15 protein-coding genes are annotated in these 12,554 nt (G+C 29.2%); 5 read left to right on the forward strand and 10 right to left on the reverse strand.

Annotation, left to right across the window (positions count from 1 at the left end):
- Nucleotides 1-12 precede the first annotated feature (12 nt).
- The 4 genes from nth (at nucleotide 13) to H2277_RS00300 (ending at nucleotide 2,207) form a co-directional block, all read left to right on the forward strand.
- Nucleotides 13-636 (forward strand): endonuclease III, encoded by a 624-nt coding sequence (gene nth, locus H2277_RS00285; protein ID WP_337200427.1) that lies wholly within the window; start codon nucleotides 13-15, stop codon nucleotides 634-636.
- Nucleotides 636-1,286 (forward strand): DNA/RNA non-specific endonuclease, encoded by a 651-nt coding sequence (locus tag H2277_RS00290; protein WP_337200428.1) that lies wholly within the window; start codon nucleotides 636-638, stop codon nucleotides 1,284-1,286. Before nth ends, H2277_RS00290 begins: the two co-directional genes overlap by 1 nt.
- A 9-nt stretch (nucleotides 1,287-1,295) precedes the next feature.
- Nucleotides 1,296-1,925, forward strand: coding sequence for a trimeric intracellular cation channel family protein (locus H2277_RS00295; RefSeq protein ID WP_337200429.1), 630 nt, complete (start codon nucleotides 1,296-1,298; stop codon nucleotides 1,923-1,925).
- A 75-nt stretch (nucleotides 1,926-2,000) separates the two neighbouring features.
- Nucleotides 2,001-2,207 (forward strand): EexN family lipoprotein, encoded by a 207-nt coding sequence (locus H2277_RS00300; RefSeq protein ID WP_337200495.1) that lies wholly within the window; start codon nucleotides 2,001-2,003, stop codon nucleotides 2,205-2,207.
- Nucleotides 2,208-2,210: 3 nt separating this feature from the next.
- Here the strand turns inward: H2277_RS00300 and cmoA are convergent, their stop codons facing one another.
- Genes cmoA through H2277_RS00350 form a run of 10 tightly spaced genes read right to left on the reverse strand, consistent with a single transcriptional unit; the run spans nucleotide 2,211 to nucleotide 11,343 of the window.
- Nucleotides 2,211-2,915, reverse strand: coding sequence for a carboxy-S-adenosyl-L-methionine synthase CmoA (gene cmoA / locus H2277_RS00305; RefSeq protein WP_337200430.1), 705 nt, complete (start codon nucleotides 2,913-2,915; stop codon nucleotides 2,211-2,213).
- Entirely contained in the window at nucleotides 2,912-3,760 is an 849-nt protein-coding gene (locus tag H2277_RS00310) for a bifunctional riboflavin kinase/FAD synthetase (RefSeq protein ID WP_337200431.1), read from the reverse strand. Before H2277_RS00310 ends, cmoA begins: the two co-directional genes overlap by 4 nt.
- Nucleotides 3,726-4,472, reverse strand: coding sequence for a TlyA family RNA methyltransferase (locus tag H2277_RS00315; RefSeq protein WP_337200432.1), 747 nt, complete (start codon nucleotides 4,470-4,472; stop codon nucleotides 3,726-3,728). Before H2277_RS00315 ends, H2277_RS00310 begins: the two co-directional genes overlap by 35 nt.
- Complete coding sequence (locus tag H2277_RS00320; RefSeq protein ID WP_337200433.1) at nucleotides 4,469-5,443, reverse strand: hypothetical protein; 975 nt, start codon at nucleotides 5,441-5,443, stop codon at nucleotides 4,469-4,471. Before H2277_RS00320 ends, H2277_RS00315 begins: the two co-directional genes overlap by 4 nt.
- Nucleotides 5,440-7,380: an NAD-dependent DNA ligase LigA gene (gene ligA, locus H2277_RS00325; protein ID WP_337200434.1), complete on the reverse strand. Its 1,941-nt coding sequence runs from the start codon at nucleotides 7,378-7,380 to the stop codon at nucleotides 5,440-5,442. The genes H2277_RS00320 and ligA overlap by 4 nt, the downstream gene beginning before the upstream one ends.
- 1 nt (nucleotide 7,381) lies before the next feature.
- Complete coding sequence (folP, locus tag H2277_RS00330; protein ID WP_337200435.1) at nucleotides 7,382-8,524, reverse strand: dihydropteroate synthase; 1,143 nt, start codon at nucleotides 8,522-8,524, stop codon at nucleotides 7,382-7,384.
- A gap of 1 nt (nucleotide 8,525) precedes the next feature.
- Complete coding sequence (locus H2277_RS00335) at nucleotides 8,526-9,131, reverse strand: DNA polymerase III subunit delta' (RefSeq protein WP_337200436.1); 606 nt, start codon at nucleotides 9,129-9,131, stop codon at nucleotides 8,526-8,528.
- Between the two features lie 6 nt (nucleotides 9,132-9,137).
- Nucleotides 9,138-9,674 (reverse strand): HobA family DNA replication regulator, encoded by a 537-nt coding sequence (locus H2277_RS00340; protein WP_337200437.1) that lies wholly within the window; start codon nucleotides 9,672-9,674, stop codon nucleotides 9,138-9,140.
- Nucleotides 9,671-10,873, reverse strand: coding sequence for an aspartate kinase (locus H2277_RS00345; RefSeq protein WP_337200438.1), 1,203 nt, complete (start codon nucleotides 10,871-10,873; stop codon nucleotides 9,671-9,673). Before H2277_RS00345 ends, H2277_RS00340 begins: the two co-directional genes overlap by 4 nt.
- Entirely contained in the window at nucleotides 10,873-11,343 is a 471-nt protein-coding gene (locus H2277_RS00350; protein ID WP_337200439.1) for an RNA pyrophosphohydrolase, read from the reverse strand. Before H2277_RS00350 ends, H2277_RS00345 begins: the two co-directional genes overlap by 1 nt.
- Nucleotides 11,344-11,441: 98 nt before the next feature.
- On the opposite strand from H2277_RS00350, the gene hemW reads away from it, so the two are divergent.
- Nucleotides 11,442-12,509, forward strand: a complete 1,068-nt coding sequence (hemW, locus tag H2277_RS00355) for a radical SAM family heme chaperone HemW (protein ID WP_337200440.1) — start codon at nucleotides 11,442-11,444, stop codon at nucleotides 12,507-12,509.
- The last annotated feature ends 45 nt before the right edge of the window (nucleotides 12,510-12,554 follow it).

Here is a 12,554-nt window from a genome sequence, read left to right on the forward strand (position 1 = left end):
TAAAATAAAAAAATGAAAAGAAATTTACAAATCAAAGAACTTTTTTTAAAAAAATTTGACAAACCCGTCACAGAATTAAAATTTAAAAACCTTTATGAACTTATAGTTTGCGTGATGCTTTCAGCTCAATGTACCGACAAAAGAGTGAATTTAATCACTCCGGATCTTTTTAAAGCTTATCCAGATATCAAAAGCTTAGCAAATGCCAATCTAGCAAGCTTAAAAAGCTACATCCAAAGCTGTTCTTTTTTTAACAACAAAGCGCAAAATCTTATTAAAATGGCCAAGGCTGTTTGTGAAAATTTTGGCGGGGAAATTCCTTTAAATGAAAAAGATTTAAAATCCTTAGCAGGAGTAGGACAAAAAACCGCTCATGTTGTTTTAATCGAGTGGTGCGAAGCTAATTTTATGGCCGTAGATACTCACGTTTTTAGAGTTTCTCATCGCTTAAATCTTAGTAAGGCAAAAACTCCAGAGGCTACAGAAGAAGATTTAACGCGTATTTTCAAAGACAATCTTAATTATCTTCATCAAGCCATGGTGCTTTTTGGAAGATACACCTGTAAAGCAAAAAAACCTCTGTGTAAGGAATGCTTTTTAAGTCATCTTTGCACCAGCAAAGATAAGGAAATTTGATGAAAACACTCACTTTGATATTTTTATGCTTTTTTAGCGCATTTGCTCTTGAATCTTACACACCAAATAAAGATTTTTCATCCTATTTTAATTCTTTTAATTGCTCTCAAGTTTTAAATAAATTTTTTTATATCAATTGCTATGATTATTCTTTAAAAGGCACTAAAGCAGTTGCTTACAAAGTTGAAGCTTCCGATTTAAAAATGAAACAAATTAAAAAACGACCGCGTTTTGAAGATGATACCAATATTCCTAAAAAATACCGCACCACTTGGAGTGATTACAAACACAGCGGATATACTCGCGGGCATACGGCATCAAACGCTTCATTTCGCTTTAGTAAAGCCGCTCAAAATTCCGTTTTTTTAATGAGCAATATGACTCCACAAAATGAGCAAATCAATGCTAAAGTTTGGAACGAAATCGAGCAAAGAGAAAGAAAATTATCCTTAAAATTTCAAAGCGTGGAAGTTTTAAATCTTGTTCTTTATGATAAAAATCCAAAACGCATAAAAAACAATATTGCAATACCTAGTTTTTATGTTAAAATCATCCAAACTCCAAAATTTAAAGAATGCTATCAAGTGCCAAATCATGAAGTCGATGATGAAAAAATCAATCATTATAAAATCCCTTGTGAGCAATTTTAAAGGATAAAAATGGATCTGAATGAATTAACCATAACCGTGCTTTATATTGTAGGAATTTCGGCAGAAGGAATGACTGGAGCCCTAGCAGCAGGAAGACATAAAATGGATCTTTTTGGGGTTATGTTTATAGCCTTAGTTACTGCTATAGGTGGTGGGAGCATACGTGATGTTCTTTTAGGGCATTACCCACTCACTTGGGTAAAACATCCAGAATATATACTCTTAGTTTGCTTTTTTGCCCTTGCTGCAACTAAGATTCCTAGCATAGTAACGAGATTGGAAGCTTTATTTTTAACACTCGATGCCATAGGACTTGTTGTTTTTAGTATTCTTGGAGCACAAATTGCTATGAAATTAAATTATGGCTTTATTATTGCTATTGTAGCGGCTACAATTACAGGTGTTTTTGGTGGAATTTTAAGAGATATTTTTTGCATGAGAATTCCACTTGTGTTTCAAAAAGAAATTTATGCTGGCATCGCTATTATAACAGGCGCACTTTATTATCTTTTGACAATGTGGCTACAAATTCACACTCTTCTTTGCACTTTAGTTACTCTTTTTATAGGAGTTGTTTTAAGACTTTTAGCCATTAAATATCGATGGGCTTTGCCTGTATTTTCTTATAATGAAAAATAAAACCGGTTTTTAAAAATAGTTAAAATTTTACTACTATAATTATCAAAAGGATAATATATGAATTTTTTTACTCAAATGCTGTTTTTATTAGCTACAGGTATGATATTTATTGCTTGTGAGCAAACAAAAAGTGTGGAATATTACAAAACTCACCCACAAGAAGCCAAAGAAAGAAGTGATGAATGCAGACTTAAATCCATCATCAGTCAAGATTGTGTTAATGCTTTTAGCGTGGCTATCCCAAAAGAAGATTGGGATGATAATGAAAGCTTAAAAAATTAAATTTTATTTAAAAGCTATAAAGCTTTCAAAATTTGCCCATTTAAAAATACTTTCTATTTTTTTAAATCCGGCATTTTCAAGCATAGAAATATTTTCTTTTTCACTATAAGGGATTAAAACATTCTCTAAAGCCTCTCTTTTGGCAGCTATCTCAAATTTAGAATATCCTTGACTTTGCTTATAATCAGCATAAATTTCAATCACATTTTTAGACAAAAATGCATCCTCAAAAAGTATTTTTTCACTCATGATAAAAATACCATTTTCATTTAGGTTTTTATAAATTTGATTTACAAGCTCTTGTCTCTTTGGAGGTCTTATAAATTGTAAAGTATAATTTGCAATAAAAACATCGCTATTAAAAAAATCAAATTCGCACAAATTACCTTCGATCAATTCTATATTTAAGCCATATGCACTGGCTTTTGATTTTGCTATTTCAAGCATAGGTAAAGAATTATCTACTCCAAAAAAGCTAAAATCCTTTCTTAAACTAGCCAAAAAAATCAAAAAATTAGCACTAGAGCAACCCAAATCGCAAATTTTAGCACCATCATTTGCAATCTTAGCGATCAATTTAGCACAAAGTTCTAAATTTTCTTTATAAAAAGGCACAGAACGATTAATCATATCATCAAAAACACTGGCTACATTTTTATCAAATTCAAACTGTTTTTTTGGGCTTTCTTTAAAAATTTCATCTTTCATTTCAAATCCTTTAAACGATCTTTGGCTAATTGTATATCTTGAAAAATTTGCTGTTTCAATTGTGTCAAATCTTCAAATTTGTGATTTTCTCTTAAAAAAGATATAAATTGAATTTCTATCATATCTTTACAATTTATATCTTGATCAAATTTTTCTAAAATATGACTTTCTATGGCAAATTGTCCATCACTAGAACGCAATCCTAAAAAACTCACACTTTTATAAATTTCATCTTTTATTTGAGTTAAAGTGACATAAACACCCTCTTTGGGTAAAACATAATCATCGCATTGTAAATTTAAAGTTGCATAAAGCTCTTTTGATCCAAGCCCCTGCCCTTTAACATGTTTGCCTTTTATAGAATAATTTCTTCCTAAAAGAAGATTTGCTTTTTCAATTTTACCTTTGGCTAAAAATTCTTTAATCAAACTTGTATGCACACTCATTCCATTGATGCAAAACTCGTCCACTATGATCGTTTTTATACCACTTAGATTTTCTATATCTTTGGCTTTATAAGCTTTATTTTTACCAAAACAAAAATCATAACCAACAATAATACATTCTAAAGAAACAAATTCTTTTTTTAAAAAATCTAAAAATTCTTTTCCGTCTAAATTTTTAATACTTTTAAAATCAAGTTCTATGATTTGTTTATTTGATAAAATTTGCTTTTCTTTATGGGTGCAAAGCTTTCTACCTTGAAATTTATCCACGATTAAAATCGCACCAAAACTATCCAATAAATCAATAAGCTTTTGATGTCCTAAGTGCAAGCCATCAAAAGAACCAATAGCTAAAGAATTAATTTTATTTTTTGCTATAGTGGTAAAAATATTCAACATTGCCCTCTTTTCCTTTTATCTTAGACTCTTCGCAAATTTTTAAAATCCACTCCAAACGAATACAAGCTTTTTCAAATTCTTTTCTTGCTTTTTGAATTTCTTTTTCATCTTTAACAACACCTTTTTTATTTCTTTTTGCATTTTTTCCAACCTCAAATTGAGGCTTAAAAAGCAAGATTATATCTTTTAAGGCTAGCTGATCAATATAAAATATCAAGTGATGCAAAGAAATAAAACTCACATCGCAAGTGATAATTTCAAATTTTTCTTCACTTTTAAATACTCTTAGATCCGTATTTTCAACGATTTTTATTTTAGCATTATCTCGCAAACTTGGATGAAGTTGATTATCTCCCACATCCAAAGCAACGATTTTTAAAGCTTGTTTTTCTAATAAAATTTGCACAAATCCACCCGTGCTAGAACCTACATCTAAACAAATTTTATTTGATATATTTATATCTTTATCCTCTAAAAAACTCTTTAATTTAAAAGCAGCCCTTGAAACATAAGTTTTATTTAAAAGTTCCAAATTTAATTCTTTAGAAAATAAAATTTCTTCTTGAGATAATTCTTGATTGAGCAAATTTTTAACATCAAAAGAGGGTTTAAATTTTTTAAAATTGAGCAAAATTTCTTCATTTTCTATAAGCTCTAAAGCTTTATTTCTACTGATATTCAATCGCTTTGCTACAAAAAGATCGTATCTCATTTTAAGCTTTCATTGAAAGATTTTTGCAAATCTTCTTTTTCTTTAGAAAACCACCATATACCAATTTCAAAAGCATTTTTATTTAAAATTTCCCTGATTTGTTTTAAATTTTTATCCCATTTGATTTTATCTTCTTTTAAAGTACTTAAATTTTGTTCCTTTAATAAAGAAAAATTATCCATCATTGTTAAAATTTCTTTATGATAAGGTTTTATGTTTTGGTTTTTACTTTCTTTGGAAAGAAATAAAGCAATTAAAATTATAAAAGAACTGGCAAAAATATAAATTTTATTTCTTTTAAAAGCAAAATTATAAAGATAAGCAACAAAAAAAGAAAATACAAAAAAATTAAAAAAATCAAAAACAAAGTTAAAAATTCTAAACCAAAAAATTCCAAAATAGGATAAAAAGTATTCTTTCAAAGCATTTATAATTGCTAAAAATTGAGAAATTAAGTCAAAAAATAAAAAACTTGAATTTTTATAATAAACTATATTTTGATGAAAATCATATAAATTAAATATAGTTTTGTCACTAAAAAAAAGATCAAAAATGCTATAAAAAAGTGCCGTAAAAAAACTCGATATAAGGATGATAATAAAATCAGTATAAGCATTATTGACTAGTTGAAAATAAAGTTTTTTTTTGAAAAAAACCAACAATAAAGGTAAGATTATAAATAAAAAAATATAATCTTGCCTTTGAGAGGCTAATAAATTTAAAGATAAAGAAAAAATAGCAAATAAAGCTACAAAAAAACTCGCAATATAAATGTATAAATTTTTAGAAGTGATTTTATAGACTAAACTATTTTTAACCAATACTGCCTCTTTTATGATGCTTTTTCTAAAATTTAAAAAACCAAAAAATTCCTTTAAAAAGGCATAAAAAATAAAAATTAAAAAAATAAAAGCATAATCAAAAAACTGCCATGTTAAAATAAAAGCAAATAAAGCCAATAAAGCGATCATTTTATCAACTCTTGAAAATCACTTTCATTAATACATTTAACACCAAGTTCCTCTGCTTTGCTTAGTTTAGAGCCTGCTTCTTCCCCAAAGAGCACAAAATCTGTTTTTTTAGAAACTGAGCCACTAACTTTTCCGCCTAATTTTTCTATTAAGGCTTTAAAATGATCTCTTGGCTTAGAAAGTGTTCCAGTAATTACAAAAGTTTTTCCTAAAATAGAGCTGTCATCTTTAATCTCTAAGCGCTCCACTTTTAATTTTAAAATATGATAAAACTCACAAATTCGGCTTTCATTAACACGAGTAAATTCGCATAAACTAGCTGCCATTTGCTCACCAAAACCCTCTAAATTCGCATAAGATTCAAAATTTTGCTTATACCAATCTAGACCAAAACTCAAACTTAGCTTTTTAGCTGCTACTTCTCCAATATGCTCAATTCCTAAAGCTGTTATAAAGCGAAATAATTCACACTCTCTTGCATTTTCTATAGCATTTAAAATATTATTGATTTTCTTTTCCTTGAAGCCTTCTAAACCTTCAAAATCTTCATATTTTAAAGAAAAAATACTCTCAATTGTATTAATTTTTTTATTTTTATATAAAACCTCAACTATATTTTCACCAAGCCCATCTATATTTAAACACTTTTTGGAAACAAAATGTATGATCGAATTTAAAAGCCTATCGGTGCAATCTATATTTTGACATTTTATAAGCGTTCCTTCATCTAAAAGCTCACCTTGACAAGTAGGACAAAACTTAGGACGCAAAATATCAAATTCTAAGCCATCACGTCTTTCCTTAAACACTTTAGTGATTTTAGGTATCACATCCCCACTTCTTATAACGCTAATAAAATCATTGATTTTTACATCCAATCTTTCAATTTCATCAAAATTATGCAAAGTAGCAGATTTTACCACAACCCCATCTAAATTTACAGGTTCTAAAACAGCAACAGGAGTGATCACTCCACTTCTTCCTACTTGTAAATTCACCCCAATTAAACGTGTCGTTTTCTCAAGCGCTGGAAATTTAAAAGCCGCCATGAATTTTGGAAATTTAACCGTATAACCAAGCTCTTTACAAAGCGTTAGATCATCAACTCTAACTACCATACCATCCATCATCATAGGTTTTTGATCTCTTAAAGATAAAAGCTCCTTATACGATAATAAAACCTCATCTAAATCTTTACAAAGTTTTACAAAATTATCTTTTAAAAAACCAAGTTCTCTGATAAAATTCATTACCTCACTATGTTTTTTAAAATTTAAAGAATTTTCTCCAACTCCCCAAGGATAAAATTTTAAATTTCTTTCTTTAGTAATTCTTGTGTCAAGTTGTCTTAGGCTTCCGCTGGCCGCATTTCTTGGATTAGCAAATAAACTTTGATTTAACTGTGCTCTTTTTTCATTGATTTTTTCAAAATCATCTTTTAAAATCACAACTTCGCCACGGATCTCAATTTTTTCTTTATAAGAAATGGTTTTTGGAATATTATCGATCTCAAAAACATTTAATGTAATATCCTCACCTACCTCGCCATCACCTCTTGTGGCGCCACTGATTAATTTACCATTTTCATAAAGCAAATTTAAACTTGCTCCATCAAATTTTGGCTCTATAAAAAAATCATTTTCACATCTTGCACGTTTTGCCCAAGCTCTTAATTCCTCCTCATCAAAAACATCTTCCATAGACCACATGTGACTTAGGTGAGTGATTTTTTTAAACTCACTCTGTATAGTAGGAGCTATTTTTTGCGTTGGCGAATGGGGTGAAATGTCATTTTCATTTTGACTTTCAAAAGCTCTTAATTCTCTAATCAAAGCATCATATTCCTCATCACTTGCCAAAGGCTCATCTTTTTCATAATAAGCTCTCATCCACTCATTGGCCAAGGCTACTTTGCTTAAATATTCTTCTTTAGTCATCTTAAACCCCTATATTTTTCATAGCATTTGCCAAGGCAAAAAGTTGTTGATGCTCATACAGATCATGCATTCTTATAATACTTGCCCCATTTTCAAAAGCTTTTAAATGTAAATACAAAGTTCCAGCTAAACGATCCTTAATCTCACTTGGAAAATAAGCATTTATCACACTTTTTCGACTTGCTCCTATAAGCAAAGGCTTTTTAAATTGCAAAAAATGCTCCAAATGCTTGATCAAAATCATATTATGCTCTGCACTTTTTCCAAAACCAATACCCACATCTAAAATACTTTCTTTTACTCCGTATTTATCCAAAATTTCAAGCTTTTTCTCAAAAAACAAACTAATTTCATCAAGCACATCTTCATAATAAGGATTATCCTGCATAGTACTTGGATCTTTTTGTATATGCATCAAACAATATTTTGCCTTATATTCACTTGCAAGTTTGGCTAAATTTTCATTTTTTAAGCCTGTGATATCATTGATCAATTTAAAACCTCTATCTAAAGCATATTTTAAACAATATTCATCAAAACTATCCAAACTAAAAATACTTTTTTCATAATATTTTTTTGCATAAATTAAATCAAGAATATTTTTAAGCCTTTTAAATTCTTCCTCTTTACCACAATAATAACTTCCTGGTCTTGAACTTACTGCACCAATATCTATATAATCAGGATTTAAAGCTAAAATTTCATTGAGTTTTTTTTCAAATTCATCTTCGCCAACACGACTATTAGTGTGAAAACTATCTTTATTGATATTCATAACTGCCATGAGTTCTACTTTTTTAGGCTTTAAAAAGTCTTTTTCTAAAAAAAGAGCTAATTTTTTAAGTCCGAAATCTTGCAGTTTTTCTTTTGATATTAATTTTTGAATTTGTTCTTTTGTAGCCATTAAAAGGGCATTAGAATGAGTTATATTGGCTGTAATAACCTCTTTATGAGTTATTAACTCAGCTCCTACTCTTAAGGCGTCTTGTTTTAAAATATTTGCAGCCGTTGTGCTTAAATTTTTAATCAAAACAAAATGAATTTGTGTCTTTTGGCTCATGATTTTTTGTCCAAATTGATGAGGATTAATAAAAGAGCAAATTATCTTAAAATCTGTATCGGGATTGATTTTATAAAATTTCATTTTATTTCTTTGTATAAAAATTAAGCAAAAGAGTGGTTAAAATCAAAGAACTTTTAGCATTAAGCTTTGCTAGCTCATAAGCTTCATAAAAAAATTCAAGCTCTTGTGCATTAAAATCTTTTATTTTAACCATTTGTTCTGTTAAAAGAATGATCTTTTCCATAAGTTCATTTTTATCTAAATTTTCATTTTCTTGCAAAAATTCAAACATTATTTTCAAATCCATTTTATCCAAATCTAAATTTAAATGATTTTTTGTTTTTTTTACATCACGCTTTTCGCATATAAGACGCGATTTTATCGTAGGTAAAAGTAAATTTTTAGAAGGGATAACTATAAGAAATTTAATATTTTTAGGAGGCTCCTCAAGGAGCTTTAATAAAAAATTTTGCGCTTCTATTCTAAAATTATACGCCATTAAAACAATAATTTTTTCATCAATTTCTGCTATATAACTTTCTTTTTCAACCAATCTTGCATCATCAAGCAAAAAATCGTTTGCAGGAGCTTTGGGAATAAATCTTAAACGATTGTATCCGTATTTTTCAATCATTTCTTCTTTGATACGCTCAAAATCTTCACTGATTAAAATCTTACTTATAAACACAAAAAATTATCCTAAAATAACCTTAGAAAACAAAATCGCATCTAAACTTAAATCTAAAAGCTTATAAAGACTGATAAGCTTAACATCAAGATCTTTATCTTTAGAATTAAGAAAAAAGCTATTTTGTAATTGTTCATCAAAAAGCCATAATAAACTATCATTTTTGGATTTAGCAATCAAAGCTTTTTCATCCATAGTAGAACCTATATAAAAATACACATAACCATTAGGAAAAGTGATATCAAGCAAATCATTAAGTAAAGCAATTTCTTCTACTTTTTGTATCCTTTTTTTGCATAAAGAATTTAAAGAAACAAAAGGCAGCATAGGACGATTTGCTTTTGCATTGATATTTTTTAAAAAATATTCCTCATACCAAGATCTTTGCTCATCACACATCAATACAAAAGTACGCCCTTCAAGCAAATATTTAAGCTTAACTTGCATCAGAGGCGCCCACTCTAAACGACGAGACTCCATCCACGCCATAAAGGTTCCACCATTGCGTATATTTTCAAGCGTGAAACTTAAAAAATCACTCATTTATCAAGCTCATAACATTCATGAAGTGCCCTTACGGCAAGTTCTCCATATTTTTCATGCACTATCATAGAAATTTTTATTTCACTAGTAGAAATCATACCTATATTGATATTTTCATCCGCTAAAGCCTTAAAAGCTCGACTTGCTACACCAGAGTGAGACTTCATCCCAACACCCACTATAGACACTTTCACCACAGCACTATCACTTTCTACTATAGTATCTGCATGTAAAATTTTCTTCATAGCATTTTTGGCTAATTCTAATTCATTTTGAGGCACAGTAAAGCCTAAATTAGTCGCTCCATCCACTCCCACATTTTGAATAATCATATCCACATTGATATTTTCATCCGCTAAAACAGAAAAAATTTCAGCCGCAATTCCTGGCTTATCTTCTACATTTCTTAAAGTTACTCTTGCTTGATTTTTATCCAAAGCAATACCACTAACTAAAGCTTTTTCCATTTCATCCTCTTTTGTTATATTTGTTCCTTGATTATTATTAAAACTACTTCTTGTGACTAAATTTACATTTAATTTTTTAGCAAGCTCAACTGAACGATTTTGCAACACTTTAGCTCCTAAACTTGCAAGCTCTAGCATTTCTTCATAAGAAATTTTATCAAGCTTTTTAGCCTTAGGTTCTATACGTGGATCGGTTGTATATACTCCATCAACATCGGTATAAATTTCACACAAATCCGCATTCAAAGCTCCCGCCACAGCAACAGCACTCAAATCACTTCCACCACGTCCTAAAGTCGTGACATTGCCTTCTTCATCCACGCCTTGAAATCCAGCAATAACAACAATTTTTCCTTCATTTAAGGCTTCTTTTATAGCCCTAGAATCAATATAAGAAATCCTAGCCTTATTAAAAACACTATCTGTGATAATACCTGCTTTTCTTCCTGAAAAAGAAATAGCGCTAAATCCTTTTTCATTTAAAGCGATAGAAAGCAAAGCACTCGTAACACGCTCTCCGCTACTTAAAAGCATATCCATATCTTTACCATTGGGATTTGGACTAAAATATTGTGCTTGCTCTATGAGAGTATTAGTAACTCCGCTCATGGCAGAAACCACAACGACTAATTGATGTCCTTGTTTTACACTCTCTATAACACGATTTGCAACCGCTTCAATACGTTCTAAGCTACCAACACTCGTTCCGCCATATTTTTGAACTATAAGCATCAGATATAACCTTTCTCTTCAAAATACTTTAACACTTTAACATAAATATTTTTTTTAAAATGATGAATCATTTCAAAAACTTGTTTCACCTCAACAAATTGATAAGCGCTAAATTCGGGATGTTTTGTTTGTATATTGATCTTAGAATTATCCTTTAAGCGCACTAAAAAATATTTTTGAATTTGTCCATCATAAGGATACATTTTTTGGGCAACTCTTTCAGGAAAATCATAGCTTAACCATTCTGGATATTCAGCAATGATTTCAACCTCATCAGTGCCAATTTCCTCTTTAAGCTCTCTTAATAAAGCATTTTTTACTTCTTCGCCCTCATCAATACCACCCTGTGGAAATTGCCAAACATTATCCATATCGCTTCTTTTAGCTATAAAAACTTTACATTCCAAAGGATAGGAGCTTGATAAAATAATAGCCGCAACATTTGGTCTATATTTTTTTTCTTTTTCCACTTTTCTTCCTTAACCATCTTAAGGAGTTATTTTAACTTAAATCAAATCAAAATTTGATTAAAATTAGCAAATTTGATTAAAAATTATTTGGGTTATTTATGCATTTTTATATTCATATTCCTTTTTGCGAGAGCAAATGTCATTATTGTGCCTTTACAAGCTTAAAAAAAGAAAATTACGAAAAATCTTATTTTAAAGCCCTAAGCGATGACATTAATTTTCATCTTAAAAAATTTAACATCCATCACAATCAAATAAAAACGCTTTTTATAGGTGGTGGAACGCCAAGTTGTATCGATGCAAAAAATTATGAATATATCTTTGAAATTTTACATCCTTATTTAACTAAAAATGCTGAAATTTCATGCGAAGCCAATCCAAATTCAGCGACTTTAAATTGGCTTAAAGCTATGAAAAATATAGGGATTAATCGCATTTCTTTTGGAGCACAAAGTTTTCATTCTGAAAAATTAAAATTTCTTGGAAGAATTCACGATCAAGATATGATTTTTAAAGCTTTAGAAAACTCCCATAAAGCAGGATTTGCTAATATTAATTTAGATTTAATCTATGATACTAAAATGGATAATAAAAAAATGCTTGAATTTGAACTTTTAAATTTAGAAAAAATCAAACCCTTAATCACTCATTTAAGCGCTTATAATCTAACCATAGAACCAAGAACTGCTTTTGCTAAAAAAGAAAATTTTAAAAAAAATGCTCCTAATCTAATGAAATTTTTTATCCAAGAAATAACAAAACTTGGCTTTTTTCAATACGAAATCAGCAATTTTTCCAAAAATAAAAACTCAATGTGCAAACATAATCTTGGGTATTGGAAAGGTAAAGATTATATAGGATGTGGCTTAAGTGCGGTAGGATTTCATAAAAAGCAACGTTTTTACACAGCTAAAAATTTAAAATCCTATATACAAAATCCTACTTTTAGAAATATAGAAAAACTAAGCTTAAAAGATTTAAATTTAGAACATCTATTTTTAGGACTTAGAAGCACAGTAGGTATCCAAGAAAAAAAATTAAATTTAAAACAAAGAGAAAAAGCTCATTTACTTACAAAAGAAAAAAAACTTGAATTTAAAAAAGGGGTTTATTACAATCCTAATTTTTTAATCAGCGACGAGCTTGCGTTATATCTCTCATCTTAAATTTAAGTTTTTTAAGTAAAATAATTTCTTGAAAAATATTTTAAG

Source organism: Campylobacter sp. W0014, from assembly GCF_020135975.1.
Classification (GTDB): Bacteria; Campylobacterota; Campylobacteria; order Campylobacterales; family Campylobacteraceae; genus Campylobacter_D.